Annotated in this window: 29 protein-coding genes; 6 read left to right on the top strand and 23 right to left on the bottom strand. The window is 52.9% G+C overall.

Annotated features, from left to right (window positions below):
- Positions 1-545: 545 nt before the first annotated feature.
- From M0R33_RS00145 to M0R33_RS00085, 13 genes are all read right to left on the bottom strand, one after another.
- Positions 546-863, bottom strand: coding sequence for a CcdB family protein (locus M0R33_RS00145; RefSeq protein WP_292563268.1), 318 nt, complete (start codon positions 861-863; stop codon positions 546-548).
- A gap of 1 nt (position 864) precedes the next feature.
- Positions 865-1,101 (bottom strand): type II toxin-antitoxin system CcdA family antitoxin, encoded by a 237-nt coding sequence (locus M0R33_RS00140; RefSeq protein ID WP_292563265.1) that lies wholly within the window; start codon positions 1,099-1,101, stop codon positions 865-867.
- Positions 1,102-1,940: 839 nt separating this feature from the next.
- Entirely contained in the window at positions 1,941-3,677 is a 1,737-nt protein-coding gene (gene ureC / locus M0R33_RS00135; RefSeq protein ID WP_292563261.1) for an urease subunit alpha, read from the bottom strand.
- Positions 3,674-3,991, bottom strand: coding sequence for an urease subunit beta (locus M0R33_RS00130; protein ID WP_292563259.1), 318 nt, complete (start codon positions 3,989-3,991; stop codon positions 3,674-3,676). The genes ureC and M0R33_RS00130 overlap by 4 nt, the downstream gene beginning before the upstream one ends.
- Before the next feature lie 197 nt (positions 3,992-4,188).
- Positions 4,189-4,491 carry an urease subunit gamma gene (gene ureA / locus M0R33_RS00125; protein WP_292563257.1) on the bottom strand — a complete coding sequence of 101 codons (303 nt, stop codon included), beginning with the start codon at positions 4,489-4,491 and terminating at the stop codon, positions 4,189-4,191.
- Between the two features lie 116 nt (positions 4,492-4,607).
- The gene (locus M0R33_RS00120; RefSeq protein ID WP_292563255.1) at positions 4,608-5,462 is read right to left on the bottom strand and encodes an urease accessory protein UreD; all 855 of its coding nucleotides are present in this window, start codon (positions 5,460-5,462) and stop codon (positions 4,608-4,610) included.
- Between the two features lie 4 nt (positions 5,463-5,466).
- On the bottom strand, positions 5,467-5,739 hold the full coding sequence (locus M0R33_RS00115) for a hypothetical protein (protein ID WP_292563252.1): 273 nt from the start codon (positions 5,737-5,739) through the stop codon (positions 5,467-5,469).
- Positions 5,740-5,757: 18 nt separating this feature from the next.
- Positions 5,758-6,531, bottom strand: coding sequence for an ABC transporter ATP-binding protein (locus M0R33_RS00110; protein WP_292563871.1), 774 nt, complete (start codon positions 6,529-6,531; stop codon positions 5,758-5,760).
- Complete coding sequence (gene urtD / locus M0R33_RS00105) at positions 6,531-7,250, bottom strand: urea ABC transporter ATP-binding protein UrtD (protein WP_366042951.1); 720 nt, start codon at positions 7,248-7,250, stop codon at positions 6,531-6,533. Before urtD ends, M0R33_RS00110 begins: the two co-directional genes overlap by 1 nt.
- Before the next feature lie 83 nt (positions 7,251-7,333).
- The gene (gene urtC / locus M0R33_RS00100; RefSeq protein WP_292563245.1) at positions 7,334-8,449 is read right to left on the bottom strand and encodes an urea ABC transporter permease subunit UrtC; all 1,116 of its coding nucleotides are present in this window, start codon (positions 8,447-8,449) and stop codon (positions 7,334-7,336) included.
- Between the two features lie 98 nt (positions 8,450-8,547).
- Entirely contained in the window at positions 8,548-10,254 is a 1,707-nt protein-coding gene (gene urtB, locus M0R33_RS00095) for an urea ABC transporter permease subunit UrtB (RefSeq protein WP_292563243.1), read from the bottom strand.
- A gap of 176 nt (positions 10,255-10,430) precedes the next feature.
- Positions 10,431-11,735, bottom strand: a complete 1,305-nt coding sequence (gene urtA, locus M0R33_RS00090; protein WP_292563240.1) for an urea ABC transporter substrate-binding protein — start codon at positions 11,733-11,735, stop codon at positions 10,431-10,433.
- 26 nt (positions 11,736-11,761) lie between these two features.
- Entirely contained in the window at positions 11,762-12,994 is a 1,233-nt protein-coding gene (locus M0R33_RS00085; RefSeq protein ID WP_292563237.1) for a hypothetical protein, read from the bottom strand.
- A gap of 185 nt (positions 12,995-13,179) precedes the next feature.
- Here M0R33_RS00085 and M0R33_RS00080 point away from each other — a divergent pair, with 185 nt between their 5' ends.
- From M0R33_RS00080 to M0R33_RS00060, 5 genes are all read left to right on the top strand, one after another.
- Complete coding sequence (locus M0R33_RS00080; protein WP_292563234.1) at positions 13,180-13,920, top strand: hypothetical protein; 741 nt, start codon at positions 13,180-13,182, stop codon at positions 13,918-13,920.
- A 393-nt stretch (positions 13,921-14,313) separates the two neighbouring features.
- Complete coding sequence (locus M0R33_RS00075) at positions 14,314-14,598, top strand: hypothetical protein (RefSeq protein ID WP_292563231.1); 285 nt, start codon at positions 14,314-14,316, stop codon at positions 14,596-14,598.
- A gap of 88 nt (positions 14,599-14,686) precedes the next feature.
- Entirely contained in the window at positions 14,687-15,214 is a 528-nt protein-coding gene (locus M0R33_RS00070) for a transposase (RefSeq protein ID WP_292563228.1), read from the top strand.
- 151 nt (positions 15,215-15,365) lie between these two features.
- Positions 15,366-18,743 carry an ATP-binding protein gene (locus M0R33_RS00065; protein ID WP_292563226.1) on the top strand — a complete coding sequence of 1,126 codons (3,378 nt, stop codon included), beginning with the start codon at positions 15,366-15,368 and terminating at the stop codon, positions 18,741-18,743.
- Complete coding sequence (locus M0R33_RS00060) at positions 18,740-19,675, top strand: response regulator transcription factor (RefSeq protein ID WP_292563223.1); 936 nt, start codon at positions 18,740-18,742, stop codon at positions 19,673-19,675. Before M0R33_RS00065 ends, M0R33_RS00060 begins: the two co-directional genes overlap by 4 nt.
- Positions 19,676-19,826: 151 nt before the next feature.
- Here M0R33_RS00060 and M0R33_RS00055 read toward each other — a convergent pair whose 3' ends face one another.
- From M0R33_RS00055 to M0R33_RS00010, 10 genes are all read right to left on the bottom strand, one after another.
- Positions 19,827-20,138 carry a hypothetical protein gene (locus M0R33_RS00055; protein ID WP_292563220.1) on the bottom strand — a complete coding sequence of 104 codons (312 nt, stop codon included), beginning with the start codon at positions 20,136-20,138 and terminating at the stop codon, positions 19,827-19,829.
- A gap of 3 nt (positions 20,139-20,141) precedes the next feature.
- A complete protein-coding gene (locus M0R33_RS00050) occupies positions 20,142-20,540 on the bottom strand; it encodes a type I restriction endonuclease (protein ID WP_292563217.1) in 399 nt (132 codons plus the stop codon).
- A gap of 33 nt (positions 20,541-20,573) precedes the next feature.
- Complete coding sequence (locus tag M0R33_RS00045) at positions 20,574-20,708, bottom strand: hypothetical protein (protein WP_292563215.1); 135 nt, start codon at positions 20,706-20,708, stop codon at positions 20,574-20,576.
- Positions 20,709-20,746: 38 nt separating this feature from the next.
- Positions 20,747-21,313 (bottom strand): hypothetical protein, encoded by a 567-nt coding sequence (locus M0R33_RS00040; RefSeq protein ID WP_292563212.1) that lies wholly within the window; start codon positions 21,311-21,313, stop codon positions 20,747-20,749.
- Between the two features lie 6 nt (positions 21,314-21,319).
- Positions 21,320-21,511, bottom strand: a complete 192-nt coding sequence (locus tag M0R33_RS00035) for a hypothetical protein (protein ID WP_292563210.1) — start codon at positions 21,509-21,511, stop codon at positions 21,320-21,322.
- A gap of 35 nt (positions 21,512-21,546) precedes the next feature.
- On the bottom strand, positions 21,547-21,846 hold the full coding sequence (locus M0R33_RS00030; RefSeq protein ID WP_292563207.1) for a hypothetical protein: 300 nt from the start codon (positions 21,844-21,846) through the stop codon (positions 21,547-21,549).
- A 283-nt stretch (positions 21,847-22,129) separates the two neighbouring features.
- Positions 22,130-22,678: an endonuclease domain-containing protein gene (locus tag M0R33_RS00025; RefSeq protein ID WP_292563204.1), complete on the bottom strand. Its 549-nt coding sequence runs from the start codon at positions 22,676-22,678 to the stop codon at positions 22,130-22,132.
- Between the two features lie 19 nt (positions 22,679-22,697).
- Complete coding sequence (locus tag M0R33_RS00020; protein WP_292563201.1) at positions 22,698-22,868, bottom strand: hypothetical protein; 171 nt, start codon at positions 22,866-22,868, stop codon at positions 22,698-22,700.
- A gap of 104 nt (positions 22,869-22,972) precedes the next feature.
- Positions 22,973-23,212, bottom strand: a complete 240-nt coding sequence (locus tag M0R33_RS00015) for a hypothetical protein (protein ID WP_292563199.1) — start codon at positions 23,210-23,212, stop codon at positions 22,973-22,975.
- 199 nt (positions 23,213-23,411) lie between these two features.
- The gene (locus M0R33_RS00010; protein ID WP_292563196.1) at positions 23,412-23,780 is read right to left on the bottom strand and encodes an N-6 DNA methylase; all 369 of its coding nucleotides are present in this window, start codon (positions 23,778-23,780) and stop codon (positions 23,412-23,414) included.
- 253 nt (positions 23,781-24,033) lie between these two features.
- Between M0R33_RS00010 and M0R33_RS00005 the strand changes: the two genes are divergently transcribed.
- Positions 24,034-24,248 (top strand): Arm DNA-binding domain-containing protein (locus M0R33_RS00005; protein WP_292563193.1); only part of this gene is annotated, 215 nt, incomplete at its 3' end.

Genomic DNA, 24,248 nt, shown 5'->3' with positions numbered 1-24,248 from the left:
TTTGAACGGATTTGCCCGCAGGGGCGATGCAGGGAAGCATCGCGTTTTTCGCGGGGGCTAGGAAGCCCCATCGAAAAACCCCGTTCAAAGCCTTCGGAGCGCAGGATCAAAGCGGCATGGGGTGCCGTTTTCTTTGGGTACTTTCTTTTGGGCAAGCAAAAGAAAGTACCTCGGTTGTCGGGCCGAGACCCGACTTCAAAATAAAAGCCGTCGCATTAGCGACACTTTTTATTCTCCTCACCCTAACCCTCTCCAGCAGGAGAGGGAATAATGCCGCTACGTAGCCCGTAGGATGTGCTGAACAAAGCGAAGCGCATCGATCGCGACAGATGCGCCTCCTTTCGTCGGCAGCATCCTATAACAGAACCACAAACCAAACTTACAAAATCTCCCGACAATTTTTACTCTCGAAACGTATAAATCCCCTGATGCCGCGCCGAGTACCGTAGGGTTTGCAAGGATCAACCCGCAGGGCGTAACACATGGATGTGTTTCGTGAAACCGATATCTAAAAAGCCGTCACGCCAGCGACACAAAATAAACAATCAAAACCCTTGAAACAAAAAATCCAGAGCCGCTCCAATTTCAAACCGCTCCGATTCCAGCGTGCCAATTCGAGTCTTCAAAATCCGCACTGGAACGGCGGCCAGTTTGGGTGTTTCAATAATGCACTCAATACCTTCCACCAAGACTGTCGGCATCAAATTGGCTGGTAGCGAAACTGAAGGAAAACGGTCTTTTCGCCTTAGAGGCACCACGACCCTACTGTCCAAGTCATCTAACACATCACTTTGCACATCCAGTAGATACGGCACATCGGCTGATTTTGCACCGCTATTACGGTAAACGTCGAAGCGGGCCATGTTAGAAAGACCGCCATTCGTCCAACGGTAAGCCGTCTTGTTCCAAGGTCTGGTTATAGACCGAAATAAAGTCGGCATGTTCTTGCCGCCAGCGGCGTTCGTGTTCGCTGCGCACAAGTTCGCGCAAATAGCGGTCGCAGGCTTGTGAAATATTGATATTCAACGCCTTGGCCTCAGCCAAGACATCGGCAGACAAGGTTATGTTGGTGGCTTTTTTCGCCGTGTTATTTGTTGCCATCGCTGTATCCTAAAAACTGCTAATTCATGCGCATCATACTGCAACATTGTGGATGTTGCCTTTCTTGATAAACTTAACTCCCTTGATGCCGAGCAGGGAATAGGCGGCATGGGGCGGTCTTTCTTTTGCATGCGGAGCACCCACCGGGCGAAACACATAGTGTGTTTCGTGAAACCGACTTCAAAAGCAAGCCGTCGCGATAGTGGTACAACACATTAAATAATCTAAAAGCCGACGTGTTGGGTTACGGCTAGCGCCTAACCCAACCTACGAAAACTGTTGGGTTCCCAAGCAGGAGCTTGGGAACCAGCCCGTAGGATATGCTAAACAAAGTGAAGCGCATCGATCGCGACAGATGCGCCTCCTTTCGTCGGCAGCATCCTACAACAGAACTTCAAACCAAACTTACAAAATCTCCCGACAATTTTTACTCTCGAAACGTATAAATCCCCTGATGCCGCGCCGAGCACCGAAGGGTTTGAACGGACAAATCGGCAGGATTGCCGATTTGCATGCGTAGCACCCGCAGGGCGAGGCACATGGAAGTGCCGAGTGACTTGCCCGCAGGGGCGATGCAGGGATGCATCGCGTTTTTCGCAGGGGCTTGGAGGCCCCTTCGGAAAACCCCGTTCAAAGCCTTCGGAGCGCAGGATCAAAGCGGCATGGGGTGGCTTTTTCTTTGGATACTTTCTTTTGGCCACGCAAAAGAAAGTATCTCGGCTGTCGCGCCGAAACCCGACTTCAAAATAAAAGCCGTCGCATTAGCGACACTTTCTATTCTCCTCACCCTAACCCTCTCCAGCAGGAGAGGGAATAATGCCGCTACGTAGCGAAGAAAATCAAAACAAAAAATACCGCTGTGCCATCGGCAACACCACCGCCGGCTCACAAACCAACAACTCACCATCTGCCCGCACCTGATAGGTCTGCGGACAAACCTCCATCACCGGCTGGTAATCGTTCAACTTCAAATCCGCCTTGCCAATAGTCCGGGTATTCATCACCGTGCCAACCCGCTTTTGCAGTCCCAACTGGCCGGCAACTCCGGCAGACACAGCCGCTTGCGGCAAAAAGATCATCGAATTGGCGGCGGCAGTGCTGCCGAAACTACCGAACATCGGCCGGTAATGCACAGGCTGCGGGGTTGGTATCGAGGCATTCGGGTCGCCCATCGGTGCGGAGGCGATCAGGCCGCCTTTGATAATCAAGCTGGGTTTTACGCCGAAGAAGGCCGGTTGCCACAGCACCAGATCGGCCAGCTTGCCGGCTTCGATGGAACCCACTTCATGGCTTATGCCGTGGCTGATGGCCGGATTAATCGTGTATTTGGCGATGTAGCGTTTAATGCGGAAGTTGTCGTTTTGCCTATTTCCCTCACCCCCGACCCCACTCCCATCCAGGGCGAGGGGAGAAAGATGGCCGCGTTGCACTTTCATTTTATGCGCGGTCTGCCAAGTGCGGATGATCACTTCGCCGACCCGGCCCATGGCTTGCGAATCCGAGGCGATCATCGAGAATGCCCCCAGGTCGTGCAGAATATCTTCGGCGGCGATGGTTTCGCGGCGGATGCGCGATTCGGCGAAGGCCACGTCTTCCGGAATGCTGGGGTCCAGATGGTGGCAGACCATCAGCATGTCCAGATGTTCGTCGACGGTATTGATTGTATAAGGCCGGGTCGGATTGGTCGACGACGGCAATACGTTACTCAAACCACAGGCTTTGATGATGTCCGGTGCATGGCCGCCGCCGGCGCCTTCGGTATGGTAGGTGTGGATGGTACGGCCCTTGAAGGCTGCAATCGTATCTTCCACAAAGCCGGATTCGTTCAGGGTGTCGGTATGGATCGCCACCTGCACGTCGTATTGTTCGGCGACGCTCAGGCAGCAGTCGATCGCCGCCGGTGTGGTGCCCCAGTCTTCATGCAGTTTCAGGCCCATCGCGCCGGCCAGTACTTGTTCTTGCAAGGCACCGGGCAGGCTGGCGTTACCTTTGCCGAGCAGGCCGATATTCATTGGCAGACCATCCACGGCTTTGAGCATTTGCTGGATATGCCAAGGCCCCGGCGTACAGGTGGTGGCGTTGGTGCCGGTGGCCGGACCGCTGCCACCGCCCAGCATGGTGGTGATGCCGGAGGTCAGGGCTTCTTCGATTTGCTGTGGGCAGATGAAGTGTATATGGGCGTCGATGCCGCCGGCGGTCAAAATCTGGCCTTCGCCGGCGATGACTTCGGTGCCGGGGCCGATGATGATGTCCACACCGGGTTGAATGTCGGGATTGCCGGCCTTGCCGACCTTGACAATCCGGCCCTGTTTGATACCGACGTCGGCCTTGACGATGCCCCAGTAATCGACGATCAAAGCATTGGTTATCACCAAGTCCACCGCGTGCTCCGAGCTCAGCTGGCTTTGACCCATGCCGTCGCGAATCACCTTGCCGCCGCCGAATTTCACTTCGTCGCCGTAGACGGTGTAATCGGCTTCCACTTGCAGAATCAAGTCGGTGTCGGCCAGACGTACCCGGTCGCCGGTGGTAGGGCCGAACATGTCGGCATAGGCTTGACGGCTGATTTTGCTCATGCCGGTCTCCCCAACACACCCATGACCTTGCCTCTAAAACCGTAGACCTTGCGTTCGCCGGCAAACTCTACCAATTGCACTTCGCGTTGCTGACCGGGTTCGAACCGTACTGCGGTGCCGGCAGCGATATCCAGTCGGTAACCCAGTGTTGAATTGCGATCGAAATGCAGGGCCGGGTTGGTTTCGTAGAAATGGTAATGCGAGCCGACTTGTATCGGCCGGTCGCCGCTGTTGGCGACCAGCACAGTGACGGTTGAACGGCCTACATTCAATTCGATCTCGCCGTCGGCGGGGAGGATTTCGCCTGGGATCATGCTTGGCTCCTTGGAAATGTGTTGATTTTTTCCGCGTGGGCACGAGAAATCGTACCCACCCTACGTTATTTGTGTTTAGAGATTCCCCTTATGCCGCGCAATGGATTATCGCGGCATGGGGTGGCCTTTTCTTTGGATACTTTCTTTCGGGTGCGAGAACCCGATTCAATAAATCCGTCGCATTAGCGACACAAGAATTAAACGATGGGTTCGTGAACGGTGACCAACTTGGTGCCATCCGGAAACGTCGCCTCCACCTGCACGTCGTGCAATATGTCGGCGATACCCTCCATCACATCATCCTGCGTCAGCAGCGTACGACCATAAGCCATCAACTCGGCAACGGTTTTTCCGTCGCGGGCGCCTTCCATAATCGCCGCCGAAATATAGGCCACGGCTTCCGGGTAGTTGAGTTTGACGCCTCGGGCTTTACGGCGCTCGGCGAGCAGTGCGGCGGTAAACAGCAGCAGTTTGTCTTTTTCGCGGGGCGTTAATTGCATCCTGTATTCCTTAGTGTCTGTGGTAACTTTGTTTTAGCACGGTAGCCGGAACATATGTCAACGGTGGGCACTCATCGTACCCACCTTACGACACCGTAAATTCAAGCAGCATTTCGTCATGTCGCCCATATCCTCGGCGGGCAACTATTTTGCCCGACAATATCCGTACGTAGCAATGCCCAAACCTGCATGTAGAACTGCCGCAAGCGATCGGCACGGTCGTCTAGCGCCCGGCAGATCAACATATCTTCGATCTGGGTAACGCCGCGGCTTGGATCGTCGCCGATCAGGGCCTGTACCGCTTGTAAGTGGTGGGGGCGGGTTGAGCAGGCGAATAAGGTGCCGCAGGCGGAATGGCTGTGCAATCCCCAGCGGGATTTAAATGCAGCGGTGTCCAGGCGCTGTTTTTCCAGATAAAACAAACGGCCGCCGCGTTTTATGCGCCAGTTCAATACGGCCTGTCCGGCATCGAATCCTTCGCCGGCGGCCGGTCGGCCCAGGGCCAGCACCTCCCAACCGATGAAGCCGGCCCCGTCGGCCAGCTCGATTTCCATGCCGGTATGCAGGCTGGCGCCTTCGTAGACAATGCTTTCTTGCGGCAGCCATTCCAGACTGGCATTTTCGGCCACGCGCAGCTGCACGGTTTGTTGAGCCCGGCCGCCGCCGCTACGATAAAACTTACCGGCGGCAGGAGTGGTGATCAAGGCTTGGCCTGCGTTATCGACGCTGATATCGAAATGCAGGCGGTCGCCCGCCACCACGCCGCCGGGCGGATGCAATAAATACACATGGCAGACCGGGCCTTCGGGATAAAACGGCCGTTGTACGGTCAGTGGACCGCGATGTGCCCGTCTTGCCAGTACGGTTTTGTCGCCGCGGCGGGCAAACCCCAGGTTTAATTCGGCTTGCCAGGCTGAATCGCCAATGTCGCTCGGATCGGCAAGGCCGGCGGCAGGTGAATCGGGGCGCATCCCTTTAAACCAGTCTAGTCTTGTTTAAGCTTTGCTGGCTTAAGCGGCGTATTTTAGCCTGTCTATGGCGGTGGGCCATCATCAGCAACGACAACAGGGTAAGTAAGCCCAGCGCCGGTAAATAGTCGCTTTCCAATAACGGATGTAATAGTCCGGCGGTTAATTTGAGCAAGCTGCCGCCGTTTTGCATGGCTTCCAGGCTGCCGTGGGCATCGCCGCGCAATGACCAGATCAATAACAAAGCACCGGTGAATAAGGTGAGCGGTTTGGATTTCATTAACAGTCCTCGTGGGAATTAAACGGTTAGATAGCGTTTTACCATATCAGCGCCCAAATCGGGCATAGCGCCGGTTGCTACGTGCCGGCCTCTGTCCATGATGCAAAAGCTGTCGGCCACTTTACGGGCGAAGGGTAATTTTTGTTCGACCAGTAACACGGTGACGCCCAAATCCTTATGGATGCGGTCAATGGCCTGATGAATTTCGCCGTCCGCCGCTGGTGGGGTTGGGGTGGGAATGCCGCGAGAACGGTTTAGACGGATGATAACGTCGCCAATTTCGCTGACGATATTCGGCTGTATGCCTTCGGTCGGTTCATCCAGAATCAACAAGCGGGGTTGTAGCACCAGCGCCCGGCCGATCGCCAGTTGTTGTTGCTGACCGCCGGATAAATCGCCGCCACGCCGTTTCAGCATTTGTTTCAATACCGGAAAAATTTCGAAGATGGCCTCGGGGACTTTCTTGATGCCGTGTTTGTTGGCGGCGCGCAAGCCGGTTTTTAGATTTTCTTCCACGGTCAGTAGCGGAAAAATCTCCCGACCTTGCGGTACGTAGCCTATGCCCAGTTCGGCGCGGGATTCGGCCTTGGCTTTGGCCAATTCGACCCCTTCGTACAAAATACTGCCATCCTGTACCGGAATCAGGCCCATGATGGCTTTCAATAATGTGGTTTTACCCACGCCGTTTCGACCCATCAGACAGACGCAGGCACCGGCCGGCACTTGCAGCTCCAGATCCCATAAGGTGTGGCTGGCACCGTAAAATTGTTGTAGTGCGCTTATATTTAACATCATCCCCCCAAATAAACCTGAATCACGCGAGTATCGTTTTGCACTTCGTCCATCGTCCCTTCCGTGAGCACCGAACCCTCGTGCAATACCGTCACCTTGCGGGCGATGCTGCGCACGAATTCCATGTCGTGTTCGACTACGACAATCGAATGTTTGCCTTGTAGGGACAGCAATAATTCGGCGGTGCGTTCCACTTCCTGATGGGTCATGCCGGCGATGGGCTCGTCGACCAGCATCACCTTGGGTTCCTGCATCAACAGCATGCCGATTTCCAGCCATTGCTTCTGGCCGTGCGACAGAATCCCGGCCAACTGATTCTTCAGACCGACCAAACCGATTAACAACATCACCTCCTGAATCCGGTCGCGTTGTGCGCCGTTTAGTTTGCTAAACAAGGTCGGCCAGGTACGTTTATCGGTTTTCAGGGCCAGTTCCAGGTTTTCGAATACCGTCAAGGCATCGAATACGCTGGGCTTTTGAAACTTGCGGCAGATGCCGGCCTGGGCGATGGCGGGCTCGTCCATTTTTAACAAATCGATGGTTTGACCGAAAAACACCTCACCGGTATCCGGACGGGTTTTGCCGGTAATCACATCCATTAAAGTGGTTTTACCGGCGCCGTTGGGGCCGATCAGGCAACGTAATTCGCCGGCGTCTATATACAGCGACAAATGATTCAACGCTTTGAAACCGTCGAAACTGACGCTGACATCCTCCATGTACAGAATCGGGCCGTGCTTGGTATCGACATAATCGCGAAATTGCGGGCTAGCCGCGCCTTTGGGTGCTGTCATTTCATCCATCATGTTGGCTCTCCTTCCAGGGACAGGTCTAAAGATTTCGATTTAATCCGACGGCGCAACAAGCCGACGATGCCATCCGGCAAAAGCAATGTCACCAGGATAAAAGCGCCGCCCAGACAGAACAGCCAGGCGTCGGGCATCAAGCCGGTCAATACGGATTTGGCGTAGTTCACCAACACCGCGCCAATAATGGCGCCGTACAAGGTGCCACGTCCACCGACCGCTACCCAGATGACGATTTCCAGCGAATTCAGTGGCGAAAACTCGCTGGGGTTGATGATGCCCACCTGCGGCACATACAAGGCACCGGCCAGACCTGCCAGCATCGCCGCGAACACGAACACCCATAATTTGAATAATTCCACCCGGTAACCTAAAAAGCGTACCCGCGACTCCTGATCCCGAATAGCAGTCACCACCCGGCCCAGTTTGCTGTTGACGATCCAGCGACACAGCAACAGTGCGCCGATCAAACTCAAGCCGCTCAGCAGCAGCAACATGGAACGCACGGCTTCGGATTGAATATTGAACCCCAGAATTTCCTTAAAATCGGTCAGGCCGTTGTTACCGCCAAACCCCATTTCGTTACGGAAAAACGCCAGCAGCAGCGCATAGGTCAAGGCCTGGGTAATGATGGACAAGTAAACCCCGGTGACGCGGGAGCGAAAGGCCAGCCAGCCGAATACAAAAGCCAGTATCCCCGGTGCTAAAAACACCATTAGCATGGCAAAACCGAAGTTTTCGAAGCCTAACCAGTACCAGGGCAGTTCGCTCCAATTCAAAAATACCATGAAATCCGGCAATTCGGGGTTGCCGTAAACCCCACGAGTGCCGATCTGCCGCATCAGATACATGCCCATTGCGTAGCCGCCCAAGGCGAAGAAGGCGCCTTGACCGAGTACCAGAATCCCGGCATAGCCCCAGACCATATCCAACGACAAGCCCAGCAGCGCAAAACACAGGTATTTGCCGATCAGCGATACGCTATAGGCGGAAAAATGCAGCGGCGAATCCACGGAAGAAATCAGATTGCAGAAGGGGATGATTAGCGTCACCGCCGCCAGCGCAATCAGCACCGAGGCGTAGGTTTTGTCTTGCTTTAATAAGTTCTTCATATCGGTTCCGTCGGGTTGTAGGGTGGAGGTTGCCCACCGTTAACATCTGTTCCGCGTGGGAATTCAGAAACGCCGCGTTTGCGGTGCGAAATACATGGTTAACCATCCGCCGCCCGGCCTTTTTGAGGAAACAGGCCTCTGGGTTTCTTCTGGATAAACAGAATAATGAACACCAGTACCAGAATTTTGGCCAATACCGCGCCGGCGTAGGGTTCCAGGAATTTATTGGCGATACCCAGTGAGAAACCCGCTACCAGCGTGCCGAACAGATTGCCGACCCCGCCGAATACCACCACCATGAAGGAATCCACGATATAGGCCTGACCCAGATTCGGACCGACGTTGGTGATTTGGCTCAAGGCCACCCCGGCTACGCCGGCGATGCCGGAACCCAAACCAAAGGTCATGGCATCGACGCGGGCGGTTGGGATGCCCATGGCGCGGGCCATGCCGCGATTCTGCGCCACCGCCCGCACTTCCAGACCCAGCTTGGTACGTTTGAGGATTTGCAACAGGGCGGTAAACACCAGCAGGCAGAAAATCAAGATATAAAATCGGTTCCAGGTCAGCGATAAAAAGTCATTGATTTGCCAGGAACCGCTCATCCAGTCCGGGGTCGACACGCTACGGTTCAGCGGCGAAAAGATGGAACGCACGCTTTGTTGCAGAAAGAGACTGACGCCGAAGGTCGCCAACAGGGTTTCCAGCGGTCTGCCGTATAAAAAACGGATGATGCCGCGCTCGATGATGACACCCACCAACGCCGCCACCAAAAAGGCCATCGGGATTGAAATAATCAACGCCGTACCCAGATATTCCGGCAGTAATTGTTGCATCACATACGTGGTGTAAGCGCCCAGCATCATCAGTTCGCCATGCGCCATATTGATAACCCCCATCACCCCGAAGGTGATGGCTAAACCGATCGAGGCCAGTACCAACACCGCGCCCAGGCTGAGGCCGAAAAATACCGTCTCGATGGCGGCATAATTTTGCAAACGGCTTTCAATTTTTTTTACCGCCGACCGGGCTTGTTCGGCTACCTCCGGATCGGCCTCCGCGTCGGGCTCGGCCAGTTCCCGCAAACGGTTATAGGCATCCTGATTGTTGATGTTTTTTAGGGCCGTGATGGCGGCCAAGCGGGCCGGTTTATCATCACCATTCAGGTCTTGTAACCATAACGCTTCCTGAATCGCCGCCAAAACCGCGGCATCGCGTTCTTTTTCCAGGCGTTTGCGTAACAATTGCAAGGCTTTGTCGTCGGCATCCTTGGCAATGGCCTTGACTGCCTCGAGCCGCATATCGGCGGAATCGGCATTCAATTGCAAGCCGCCGATAGCCTTGCGCAGCACGCTACGCAGTTTGTTGGTGAGGTTGAGTTTGCCGACAGCGTCACGTTCTACATCGGCCAATACGGCCTTGCCGTCAAAAGGGTCGCGCAGGTTGTACCCCTTGGCACTTTCGCTGGCTATTACCAGGCGGGACTCGGCTTTCCAGTCCATCAATTGCCCATCCTGCAGGGCCTGCAACAGTTTTAAGTTACGGCTGTCTTCCGCCAGTTGCTCGATGGCTTGTTCGCGCTCGGCCATGCTGCCCAGTCGCAGTTGCTCTAACGGTTGCGGCAAATCATCGCCGGTTTGCGCCGCGAGATTGGCGCTGAAGGTTAACAAAAACAGCGCCCATATCGCGGCCCGAGCAAGGGATAAAAGCGATTTGAAAACGCCGCCGTTTCGCCGTACCGGACCTGCGGTGTGTTCGGGTAAGGGCAGTGTTTTAAAATCGTTTTTGGCGTGGTTTGTGGTCATCGTCATGTCCTGGTGAAATGGTCGTTCGGCTTGCCAGTCGGGCCGGCCTGAGTCCAATCTTTATCCGTATCCTATATCCGGGTGTATTTACAGCCGGGGTAGGGTGGGCACGCTAAGTGCCCACCTTGGCTTTAACGCCCGGTGGGCACGGTATGCGTGCCCACCCTACAAGTTGCTTAGTAGTTTTGACCTGAACATTTTTTGGTTTTGGTGTTGTAGTTGCCGCAGCTGATCGGTGCGGTCCAGTCGGCGATGATGGGTTTGCTTTCCGGCAGATAGTCGGACCAGGCATCGCCATCGACGACTTTGTTGGTTTGCCAGACGGTGACGAATTGGCCATCATCCTGAATTTCGCCTATCAACACCGGTTTGCTGATGTGATGATTGGGCAACATTTTAGCGATACCGCCGGTCAGATTAGGAAATTCGACGCCGATCAGGGCTTTTTGCACGGCTTCCGGGTCGGTGGTGCCGGCTTTTTCCACAGCTTTCACCCACATATTGAAGCCGATGTAATGCGCTTCCATCGGGTCGTTGGTGACGCGTTTGGGGTTTTTGATGTAATCCTGCCATTGTTTGATGAAGGCGGCGTTTTTGGTGGTGTCGACGCTCATGAAGTAGTTCCAGGCCGCCAAATGGCCGACCAGCGGTTTGGTGTCCATACCGGACAATTCTTCTTCACCGACCGAGAAAGCGACTACCGGAATGTCTTCCGCCGATACACCCTGGTTACCTAATTCTTTGTAAAAAGGAATGTTGGCGTCGCCGTTGATGGTGGACACCACGGCAGTTTTCTTGCCGGCCGAGCCGAATTTTTTGATGTCGGCGACAATGCTTTGCCAATCGGAATGGCCGAATGGGGTGTAGTTGATCATGATGTCTTTTTCTTTGACACCTTTGGCTTTCAGATAGGCTTCCAGAATTTTATTGGTGGTACGCGGATAAACGTAATCGGTACCGGCCAGAATCCAGCGCTCCACTTTCAGGTCGTTCATTAAATAATCGACAGCCGGAATCGCTTGTTGATTCGGCGCGGCACCGGTATAGAACACATTTTTGGAAGATTCTTCTCCCTCGTACTGCACCGGGTAAAACAGGATGCCGTTTAATTCTTCGATGACAGGCAATACCGATTTACGCGACACCGAAGTCCAGCAGCCGAAGATCGAGGCCACTTTATCCTTGGTCAGTAGTTCTCGGGCTTTTTCGGCAAATAACGGCCAGTCCGAGGCAGGGTCGACCACCACGGCTTCCAGTTTTTTGCCCAACAAACCGCCTTTTTTGTTTTGTTCGTCGATCAGCATCAGCATGGTGTCTTTCAGAGTGGTTTCACTGATCGCCATGGTGCCGGACAGGGAGTGCAACACGCCCACTTTGATGGTGCCGTCCTCTGCCCGCGCCGGCGTGACACTGGCTAGTAATAAGGACGATAGAGCGGCGGTGAGCGCCAGTTTTCGTAGGGGATTAAATGCTATTTTCATCGTGTCATTCCTGTGTGAGAGGTAAATTAAATTTGCCATTGGAAACCGAGCATCATTTGACTGACGCTTTCGCCGGCGGCGGTGGATTTATAATTGAGACCTTTGGTCAGCAGATCGCCGTATTGATAGCTCAGGGAGATTCTGGCGTTATGACCGTCTATGATGTAGTTGACGCCGCCTTCGTAGACTTCGCGGCTGGCGCTGGCATGGGGTTCCACGTTGACGTAACGCACGTAGGGCTGGAACTGGCCGATACCGACTTTTTGCGGGAATAGATACATGGCGCTGGCATCGAAGGCATTGCCTTCAAACATGTCGAAGCCGCCGCCGGCATCGCGAGAAGCCTGGCTGTAACCGTTGGAGATACCGTAGTTTTTGAATTCGCCGTTCACGGTCACCACGCCGCCGCCAGCCAGAACTTTTTCCATCAATAAATCAACCGTGGTGCCGCGGAAGTTACCGGAATCGCTGGTAATGCCGGCACCGTCTTCCTGGTATTGGTTGGAGACGGCAACGGTCAAAATATCGCCGCCCTTGCCGTAATAAGTGCCCGAGGTGTAATAACCGGGGTTTTTCTCCACTTCCCAGAAGTTGTAGGCAAAGCGTTGCGCGTAGAGGATGTTGTCGTTGACATTGGCGCCGCCGCGCAGGCCGCGAAAGAAACCCACTGCGTATTGGAAACGGCCATTGAAGACTGACCCCCAGAAAGTAGCACCGTCGTCACGTCCGAAGGAACCCGCCGAGGTACCGTCGGATTTGATGACCAGATTGTAATCGGCCGGTTCGAATGGGGTGCCGGCGGAGAAAATGTTGTAAGTTGCGCTATAGAAAGGACCGTTCATCTCCCGGCGTTCGGCGGGCACCAGCATACGGCCTACCCACAAATTGGCGTAAGGGGTGACTTCGAATTTGCCAATCGCATCCAGGACCCGCACTTCGCCGCCATTGCCGCAAGTCTGGCAATCGGTGTTGAATTCCACTTTCAGGTATTTATGAATCTGACCGTTGATGTACAAACGGATATTATCCAGATTGAAGTCGTTGCTCCATTTATTGCCGGTGGCCCCGGCTGCACTGTCCTGGGCCCGAAAGCTGGTACGCAAACCCGCGCCGACGCTGACCCATTTGGTGTCGTCGATTTTGAAAGTCGCGCCCGCCTGCGCATCGGCGCCATAACCCAACGTTAGCGCGGTTACCGCCAATCCGCTCAGTAGCCGTTTTTGCCGGCTACCTGCTGTCTGTTGCTTAAACCCATTCATCATGCATCCCCTATCTGGATTGAAACCTGCCATGACCGGATGGCCTTGGCGTTTAAAAACTTCGGGGTAGATTTTTGAATTTGTTCAGGCTTTCCACAATCGGGCGAATGACTGATCAGTCATTTAACGTATGGCTGTAAAATCGCGGGTTTCGTACAGTGCAATCCAAAATCGGGAGAATGCATATGAAGATTTTCGGTATAAGGCGCCTGGCTCTGCTAGGGTTGTTCAGCGGGTTGTTGGCTTCTGGCATCGCCGTGGCCGAAGCACCTGTCGCTAGCGACAGCATCAACGCCATTCAATTCGAACTGGCAGCGGAGCATCTGCAGCAATTCGGCTTTACGTTGTCCGCGGCAGACATTGCCGCCCGGGTACGCAATAATCTGGCGGAGTGGGAGTATCCCTTTCCGGACAGCGGTCCCTACAGTCATCGCCTACGGGCTCGGATTGGTGAAATTACCCATAGCGATACGCCGGTAGGATTTTCGTTTTCCAGCGGTAATTCCGATCCGCGTTCCATGGATTTTCAAAAGGCCGACGTATTACCGGTCGAGTGCCTATTCAGTAAAGCCGATGACGATAAAGTTATCGCCGAAGCCAAATCCACCTTTAGCGCCCATTCACTTAATTCCGAGCATGGCCAGGCGCACGTCACCGACAAACTGGTCGATCAAATCAGCACGGCTTGTTTAAATTTATTGGAAGATTTGCCTCGCCCGCAAAGCCAACAGCGCACCAACACCAGCTCGTTTAAACCCAAATGGATGCCGGACGTCAGAGTGGAAGTGAAGGAAGTGCCGGTCGTGCCGGCCGGCGATGCGGCTGTTACGGCGGTTAAGCCGAATAATGTCGAGGTAAAGAAGGAGATTATTATTCATAATCAGGGCACGCCGGTGATATTTACCTTTGGGCATGAACGTAGGTAGGTTTTGTGTCGCTGGGGCGACGGCTTTTGAAGTCGGGTTTCGGCCCGACAGCCGAGGTACTTTTCTTTGCTCCGCCAAAGAAAAGTACCCAAAAGAAAGGCGGCCCGGATTCCGCCTGATTCCTGCGCTTCTCGCTTTTGCCGAGGGTTTTCGAAGGACCATCCCTGGCCCTACGAAAACGAGCGGCTTCCTGCCGCTCCCCTATCGGGCCTTGTTCGCCAAAAGCTGCGATGCTCGGGGCGGAATAACGGGAGAAATCTCATTTAAGGATTCAATATAATAAATAAACTTGTCGAGACAATGGCTAAACAATGCAAACATTAGAAGAGACATTGTTCACGATTATTAATGCTTAATAATATTTGGCGTACTCTACAGTCTATGTGGAAAAAAATGAAACGAAAGCAATACTGGGTCATACAAGGATGGGACAGTTGTACTTTATTGTTCGAGCACAAAATATATGTCGGTCAAATCAGTGAAAAACGGTTAAGAGAGTTACTCAAGGTTTTAACATCAAAAGTTTCGTTATCTGAAGATGAAATTATTTCTAGTTATGCCAATAGACGGGCAAAAGTACATTTCAATTATTTGGAAGTGAGACTTGAAAATGGAGATAAATATGGTTATTCATGTGGAACAAATCCGTTTGTAATAGCAACAATTGAAAATGAATAGTGACGTAGGGTGGGCACATGCTGTTCGTGCCCACGCGGAATAAACCATAACGCTTGAATTAACCGTCACGACATAACCGCCGAAAACAATGTCCCGTTACCGCCGCTCGCAAACACCCGGTGCAACGTATTTCTTTACGGTGGTGATGTATCGGCGGCAAGCGATTTTGTGCGATGCGCCGATACGGGAGGCCTTGCGTGATGCGATTGCGGCGGTGCGCGCCAAACGGCCGTTTACTATCGATGCCTGGGTGTTGTTGCCGGATCATTTGCATGCTATCTGGACGTTGCCGCCCGGCGATGCGGATTTTGCCACACGTTGGGCGGTGATCAAACGGCAGGTGAGCGTGGCATGTGCAAATAACTATCGGCGGGCCGATTGGATTGGTTCTTCGAAACAAAAACATCGGGAATCGACGCTATGGCAACGCAGGTATTGGGAACACCAAATCCGGGACGAAAACGATTTCGAGCGGCATATGGATTACATGCATTTCAACCCGGTCAAGCATGGATATTGTAAACCGGTCGGCGAATGGCCTTATTCGACTTTTCATCGTTATGTTGAACAAGGCGTTTATCTATCTATTGGATTGGGAAAGCGGCAACGTAGATGATAATTTGGTTGCGGGGGAATGAGGTGGTCGCGTGGGCACGAAAAAGCCGTGCCCACCCTACGTTATTTGGATTGGTGCAGCAAAAAAGCATCGCGGCCACCGATCCGCGAACCGACTTCTAACCAATCCGTCGTAATAGCGACACAACAAAATGAAAACAATCCGCCAAAGCATCACAAAAGTCCGCCGCGACTACAACGCCCTGGTCGCCAACGAAACCATGGAAGACTACGCACTGCGCTATGCGCCGCGCAGTTTTCGTAAGTGGTCTGAGTTTGAGGTTGCCAATACCGCATTCGGCTCTACCTCGTTTTTGGTGCTGGAAGCCATCGGCGGATTTTTATCGATTAATTATGGGTTTACTAACGCGTTTTGGGCGATTTTGATTGTAGGTGTGGTGATTTTTATTACCAGTTTTCCGATCAGTTATTATGCCGCCACTTATCACATAGACATGGATTTGCTGACTCGCAGCGCCGGATTTGGCTATATCGGCTCCACGGTGACTTCGCTGATTTACGCTTCGTTTACTTTCACGTTGTTTGCGCTGGAAGCTTCAATTATGTCGCTGGCGCTGGAGTTGTATTTTCAGATTCCGTTGTGGCTAGCCCATATTGCCAGTGCGGCGATTGTTATTCCATTGGTGACTTTTGGTATCACTACGATCAGCCGCATGCAGCTATGGACCCAGCCGATCTGGTTAGTGTTATTAATCGCGCCTTATGTGGCGGTGGCGGTGCATGAGCCGGAAGCAATGCAGACACTGGAAAGCTATTTCTGGATTGCCGGCAGCGGGCAAGGTTTCGAATGGTTGCTGTTTGGCAGCGCCGCGACGGTGGCGTTTTCCATGGTGGCGCAAATCGGCGAACAGGTGGATTTTCTGCGTTTTTTGCCGGATAAAACCCAAGATAACAAAATTCGTTGGTGGGTGGCGATGCTGACTGCCGGACCGGGGTGGGTCGTGTTCGGCGTTATGCGTCAATTGGGAGGGGCCTTGCTGGCGCACTTGGCGATCCGGCACGGCATTAGTCCCGAGCATGCCCATGAACCTACCCAGATGTATTTGGTGGCTTATAACGAGCTGTTCGAGAATCCGCAATGGGCCTTGGCCGCTACCACGCTTTTCGTGGTGCTTAGCCAGATCAAAATCAATGTCACCAATGCCTATGCCGGCTCGCTGGCCTGGTCCAACTTTTTTTCGCGGCTGACGCATAGTCATCCGGGCCGGGTGGTGTGGTTGGTGTTTAACGTGTTGATCGCCTTGTTACTGATGGAATTCGGGGTGTTTGGGGCCTTGGAGAAAGTGCTGGGGCTGTTTTCCAATATGTCGATCGCCTGGATCAGCACCGTGGCGGCGGAATTGATGATCAATAAACCGCTTGGACTCAGCCCCAAGATCATTGAATTCAAACGCGCTTATCTGACCGACCTTAACCCGGTCGGCATTATATCGACATCGCTTGCCTCCATGATTTCCATCCTGGCCTATGTGGGTTTGTTCGGCGAATATCCCAAGGCTTTTTCAGCCTTTCTGGCCCTGGGCTTGGCGTTTATTTTGACGCCGGGGATTGCCTGGCTGACCCGTAGCCGGCATTATCTGGCCCGCGACCGGGATGAGAATAATCCGCGCAGTCAGACTAAATGTTCGATCTGCGAAAATCAGTTTGAGCATGAGGATATGGCCTATTGTCCAGCATATGCGGGCAGTATTTGTTCCTTATGTTGCACGCTGGATGCGCGCTGTCTGGATGTCTGCAAGACGGGGTTTCGTTTCGACGATTATCTGGAACGGGTCGCGCTGCGTTTTCTGCCGAATACCATGAGTCTGAATGCGCGGCTCAGATTGCTGCGTTTTGCGCTGATGTTTTCTTTTTTGTCGGTGCTGACCGGCATTTTTATCAGCATTATCTATTATCAGGATTTGCTGAGCGTGCAGCAGGATTTAGCGGCATTTAACCTGCTGCTGTATAACTTTTTTAAAATTTTTGCCGCGCTGATGGTGTTTATCGGTTTGTGTACCTGGTTGTTGATACTCAGTGCGGAAAGCCGCCGTGTTGCCCATGAGGAAACCGCCAAACAAACCCAATTGCTGTTGCAGGAAATTGAAAACCACAAAAAGACCGATAGCAAACTGCAACAGGCCATGAAAATGGCGGATAGCGCCAATCAGGCCAAAAGCCGATTTTTATCCAGCATGAGCCATGAGATTCGTTCGCCGCTCAACAGTATTCTCGGCTATGCGCATATTTTGCACAACGATCCCGCTATACCGGAAAATCGCAGACGGGCCGTGGAAACTCTCAAGCGTAGCGGTGAGCATTTATGTTCGCTGGTGGAAGATATTCTGGATATCGCCCGTATTGAAGCCCGCAAGTTTGATTTAAAGTACCACCCGATCAACTTTCCGGATTTCATCGTCCATTTACAGGACAGTTTTCAGGCCCAAGCGGAACAGAAAGGCCTGAATTTCAGCTGTCAGTTTGTCAATACATTACCGCAACGGGTGCGCGGCGACGAAAAAAGGGTAGGGCAGATTCTGATGAATTTGCTCGGTAATGCCGTCAAATTTACCGCCAATGGCGAAGTGATATTCCGTATCGGTTACAGTGGCGGGGTAGCCAATTTTAAAGTGATCGACACCGGCAGCGGCATCGACGAACAACAATTGCAGAATATTTTTCAGCCGTTTACCCGGGTCAATAATTCCACCGGCAACGCGGAAGCCGGCAGCGGCCTGGGCTTGACCATCAGCAAGATCATCACGGAGTTAATGGGCGGGGAATTGACGGTAAAAAGCCAGCCCGGAGAGGGCTCCACTTTTACAGTACGGCTATTGCTGCCCAGTTTAGGTGCCGATACCGAATCGGATGCGGATACCAAAATAGTCGGCTATTTGGGGCCGCGCCGCAAGATTTTGTTGGTGGACGATCAGCGTGAACACAGGGAATTGTTATTGGCCATGCTGGAACCTTTGGGTTTTTATTTAACCGAAGCCTGTTCCGGCGAAGAATGTTTGCTTAAAGTCGCCGAAAATCCCCCCGATCTGATTTTGTTGGATATATCCATGACAGGCATTAACGGTATCGAAACCGCTGTTCAATTACGCTACCAGGAATGGAGTATGCCTATCGGGGTATTGAGTGCGAATGCATATCCCAGCGATAGGCTGGCGGCTTTGAATGTCGGTTGCAGCGACTTTTTGTCCAAACCCATCAACGTGGCCGAATTGATGGATAAACTGAAATTGTATTTGGGGCTGGATTGGCTGTATCAGGAAAAACAGCCGCAAATTCGGCAGCCCGGAACCACTGTTATCGAGGTGCCGCCGCCGACCCTATTGGAACCCTGCATTGCATTGGTGCGCATCGGCGACCTGCAAGGCTTGAAGCAAACCCTTGAACAGCTTACTAAAACCGAACCGCACTACGCGGCATTTTTTGCCAAGTTAAAAGCATTGGCCAACGCCTTTCGGATCGCTGAAATCAGAAAATTATTGGATATGCCAGCAATACAGGAGACGCGACGATGATGGAATCTACCGTTAACAACGGCACGGTGTTGATAGTCGACGATACGCCGGGCAATCTGGCGCTGCTATCCGACACACTGTCCGAGGCTCATTACCGGGTATTGGTAGCCATAGACGGCAGTGCGGCGCTGGAGCAGATTCAATACATCAAACCCGACATCATCTTACTGGATGTGATGATGCCGGGTATCGATGGTTTCGAAACCTGCAACCGTTTGAAAGCCGATCCTGCTACCGCCGCCATTCCGGTATTGTTCATGACCGGCCTGAGCGAATTGGACGATTTGTTGCGTGGATTTGGCGAAGGGGCGTTGGATTATATCGTCAAGCCTATCAGGCCGGCCGAAGTGCTGGCGCGCATCGAAGTACATTTGAGCCAAACCCGCAACTTGCGGCGTGCCGAGCAATTGTTGTCCAGTGGCGAGTTTGCCGCCATGACGGTGGACGGCACCGGTCGAATTGTTTGGATGACGCCGACCGCCGAAGCTTGGTTGGCCGACTTCAATGTTCAGCAACGTTTGCAAATAGCATGCGGTGTTATGGACTTTTTACCCGGCAAGTTGCTGACGCGGTTTCAAGCCTGGCGGCAGCGCCTGGACCAGGCAAACGCCGAGTCGGGTGAAGAATGTCTTGCGCCGGGTTTTATCGCCAGTATCTGCGCCTGCGAGCATCCGGATGAATACATGCTGTTGCTGCAGCGGGACGGAAATAATGCCGAGTGGGATTTACAGGCTTTACGAGGCAAGCTGAAACTGACGTTTCGCGAGGCGGAAATCCTGATGTGGATAGCCCGCGGCAAAACCAATAAAGAGATCGGTATCATCCTGAATACCAGCCCCCGCACCGTCAACAAGCATCTGGAACACATCTTCGAAAAACTGGGCGTGTCGACCCGCGCGGCGGCGGTGGCGATGGTGTTGGAGCGGGGTTAAAGTCTCCGACAGTCTCCGCACGCCCGCAGCGCTTCATACAGTTGCGTCGGCCCAAGCAGAATATCCCGCAAGTCGCTGCGTACCTGTTCCGAATTCAGTGCCTGTTTGCTTATGGTGCTGTGTGCGGCGAAGGCGTCGATGATCGCATTCATCAGTTTGCTGGATAGGTATAGTGTCCCAGAATCTCCAGCCAGCTATCCCGTGCCCAAATCTGTTCCCATAGATAGGTGGTGCGATGCCCGTGTTCATTGGCCGGATTACCCGCCGCGCCGTTATTGCCTTTATTAAACGGCAAAAATCGGGTGGCCGCCCCTGCCAGCTGCGTGCTCATATAAACTTCGCTATTGCTGACCGCGAAATGCACCAAAGCGCCATTGGGGAAACACAGCAAGGGTTCGGGGCTGCCTTGAGCTTTCGGACCCGGCTCGCGGTCGAAGCGGTATTGATCGATCGCATCTTCCACCGCTTAAGTAAAATCGGTTTTCAGCTCCGCCGTGGCCACCGGAATGCCGTTCAAAAACAGCCCCAAATCGATGGCGTTTTCGTTATGCAAGGAGTAACGCAGTTGCCGCACCACCCGCAGCCGGTTAGCCGCGTAGTGGGTCAGAATATCCGGATTGATGGCCAGCGCCGATTTGAACTGGGCTAGGGTCAAGGGTTGCCGCAAGCCGATTAATTCGATGCCGTGGCGCAATACAGCCAGTGTGCCGCGTTGATTGATGGAATCCCGCAACCTGCCCAGCAACACCTCACCGGCCTGTGCGCCGTGGTTCTTCTCCAGCGTTTCCCATGCCTGCGGCTGGGTGTGTTTTACCCAGTCCAGCAGCATCCAGCTCGCATTCACGCAGATAGTGGTAGTGGGCAATATCCATGAACACTCCCTCTACAATCGATGCAATCAAATTTCTTGGTATTTAATCCGCTCGGTATGCCCCAAGCGGATAGACGCGGCAATGATCGCCCGTGCCAGTTTCGCGCCGTTGGCCGGGTCCAGGAAATGCCCGCTAAAGTTGTCTTCATCGACGCGTCCCAAGGCATCGACGACTTCGTCGTTTTAATTAAGAATGATTCCTATCTGCGGCTACCTTCATCGACGCGTCCCAAGGCATCGACGACTTCGTCGGCTTGCAATATGGCTTTATTCAACGGCAGCAGCGCTCCGGACTGAATCATAAAATCGCCGAGGTCGATGATATGGCTGGCGATGACCAGGCCGGCTGTCGCGGTTTTGGCCAGCTGATGGTCAACCAGGGTAAAGCGGGTCTTTAAAAATACGTCGGTTACCGTAACGCTGTCGATGTGATTGCCGGCTTCTACCTGATAAACCGCATAGCGGGCCAGGCACATGTGCTCCAGCAGGGCCCGGTCGTAGTCGCACAAGCTGTGTCGGTGTACGCGCAAATATTTTTCGGCCATATTGAAGCCGTGCGGTCGAAATGCATACACCCGATAATCCATCAGCAAATCGACTTCGCTGTCGTTATCGAATTTGAGGTTTTTCTTGTGCCACAAGCCCAAATGCTTGGCGCAGGTTTTGATCTCGTCCAGATTGGGGTTTTTCAAAATGCGCCTGTTCAGCTCGAACTGCGCGCGGCGAATTTCGGGATAATCGGCGGCTTGGAAAATAATTTCGGTCATACGGTGTCAGGTTGGGTTGGAATCAGGGAGTGAATCGACAAAGCCGCGCACATCGATCTTGCCGGTAACGGCGGCGGAAATCAGCACGCTGCGGCGTTCTTTGAGTAGGGCTATCGCGCGTTGGGTTTCGGTGGTTAACGTGTCGAGTTTGGTGATTTCGCGTCTAAGGAAATCAGATATAGCGGTCTGTTCACTCATGGGCGGTAACACAATCGGCGTTCGTCTGAGAGCGTCTAAAGTTTTTCCTTGAAGGTTGCACTTTTAGCCATGTGGTCAAAATACGCTTGTGTCGGTGAAGCGTTGATAGCCGCGAGCATATACTCATTGCTGATATTGAGTCCGGGAGAAATTTTTGCAGTGCCTTGGGTAAGATTTGCACCATCCAACTCATCAGGAACGGGCAGACATTTACCAAAAGTCGCTCGAATTGCAATAACCAAATCTCCTTTTGCCACTTTGGATCTTTCGTAAGCTTGATCAATTTCAGGTGAAGACAGCGAATAACCTTCAAACGGTAACGAATCGTCTGACATATCACTTGTTTTAATGTAGGGGATATCCCCTTCGTGATGTTGGCCAGCTTGGACGATGCCATAGGTGATCGAAGTTGCAGGATTAACTAAGTGCTTTAATTGTTTAAACTCTCAGTGCTCCAGAACCTCGCCCAACCATTTGACGCCGCTATCCTTATAACTTTGGTAACGCAGAAAACTTCTAATCCGTCACCCCCTCTCCCCCGGCCCCTCTCCCGCTAGGGGAGAGGGGTGTCGTGCCTACGGTCGCCATTGCCAAATGCTGCCGGAGTCCTTTCGCCAACTATTCCAGACGTCGCTCTACCTCCTGCATCCATGCAGTCATTTTGCAAGGGGCAAGGGAAGTTAGCTCTGTGTTTATGGGACGATTGTTGAAACCGACGCTATGCGCTGCCGGCATCAAATCGGTCAACGCCGAATCCGCGCCATGAGCTTGAATAACACCAGCGCCCTTGACCCCTCTCCCTTTACGGGAGAGGGGTTGGGGAGAGGGTGCGTCCACATACTGATTACAAGCATCAAGAATGATAGCCAATACACTCTCTGTATTGGTTAAAATGTCATTATTCCAAAATCGCAATACGGTAAAACCTTGGCGCCTTAGCCAATCATCACGGTGTGTGTCATATTCGATCTGTTCGTTATGTTGGCCGCCATCGGCTTCCACGATCAATCGCGTTTGAAAGCAAACGAAATCGACGATGTAATTGCCAAGCAGTTGCTGACGTTTAAATTTGTATCCTTGCAATCGCCCGGCCCGCAAGTGCAGCCACAACAGACGTTCGCAGTCGGTGGCGTTTTTGCGCAGCTCGCGAGCATATTTAATGTTCATTTCTTCCGTAAACTGGTATTCAACGCGCATTGCGTAACTTTGACATTATCTGCGCATGCGACAGCGGCGTTACCGCGCCATTCTGCATTTCGCTATCGCGGGCTTTTGCCAATAGGATAGCCTCGTCATATGATAAATCCGCCGCCTGATAAGGGGAATCAAGACTTTCCCAAATCGTTTGGGCAAGCATCGCTCTGTCGTGTTAGTTAAGTTTTAATCCTCATTAGCCAGTTGGTCGATATTCATAAAAACCTCTACTAAAAAGTCGTTCAGGCATTGTGCGCTAGGTTAACGTTATGCGCTCAATCCGGCAATCATGGTTAGTATCTCATCGGTGCACTTTTTCAGGTCTGCGTCGATCTCGGCCAGCGGGCGCGGCGGTTCGAACACATAGAAATGCCTATTAAAGTGAATTTCGTAGCCGACCCTGGTTTTGTCGTAGTCTATCCAGGCGTCGGGGGCACGCGGCAACACCTCGCGTTTGAAGTAGGCGTCCACATCGTCCGACAGCGGCACGTTTTCGCTGTCGCGCAAGCTGGAATCGGGTTGCGGCTTGCCTTTTAGCTTGCCTTTGGTGCCGAGCAGGATGTTGCCGTTTTTGTCGCGCAGCGGCCGGTCGACGATGATGCTGCGATAGCCGAAATCGCTATTCTTGAAGATTTTTGAAATCGGCTTCTTGTCGTCGCTGGCTTCGATGAACTACCCGAATAAGCGGGTGATTTCGGCGATATGCTCATCCGACAATGCCTTGCGTTTGGAGCCCAGGCTTTTGCGCATCTTTTGCCAGAAGCTGCTGGCATCGATCAGTTGCAGCAAGCCTTGGCGGTTTGCGGTTGGAGAGTATCCAGACATAGGTGGAAATGCCGGTGTTGTAGAACATGTCGGTCGGTAAGCCGATGATAGCTTCCACCAAATCGTTTTCCAGCACATAGCGATGGATTTCGCTTTCGCCGGAACCGGCGCCGCCGGTGAACAACGGCGAGCCGTTCAGAACAATGCCGAAGCGACTGCCGCCGTCATGGGTGGGGCGCATTTTGCTGATCAGATGCAGCAGCAGGTCGGCAACCGACCAAATGAAGGCTGAGAGGGATTGATTGTTCATGCGGGCATCCTGTGCGTGTCGCGGCAAGTCGGGGGCATAAAAAAACCCGCAAGCCTTGCGGCGGTGCGGGTTTTTTGAATATGGCGGAGAGCTAGTCCGCCTAACAAGAGTCCGATATCGTTTTTTATTGTCCTAAATTCTTGTTAAAAAACGATAAGTTATAAATTTATTGTCCAGCTTGGTTCGATAAAATATACTCCAATCCGATGCCGAAAGTAGGGTAGGAAGTAGGGTAGGATTTATGAGTCGGATTTTGAATAAGCTGAACGCACGCAAGGTTGTGACAATCAAAACTCCTGGTTATCACAGTGATGGTGGTGGTCTTTACCTACAGGTTAGTCCGACACTTTCAAAAAGCTGGATTTTCAAATTTGTCAGGAATAAAAAGGCTACCGAGATAGGTCTGGGTAGTTTTGTCGATATTTCGCTGGAAGTAGCCAGGGAGCAAGCATCTGAATACCGAAAGCT

Source organism: Methylomonas sp., assembly GCF_023228165.1.
Taxonomy (GTDB): domain Bacteria; phylum Pseudomonadota; class Gammaproteobacteria; order Methylococcales; family Methylomonadaceae; genus Methylomonas.
Note: the sequence above shows the minus strand (reverse complement) of the source record. Positions and strands in the feature narration are given on the sequence as shown.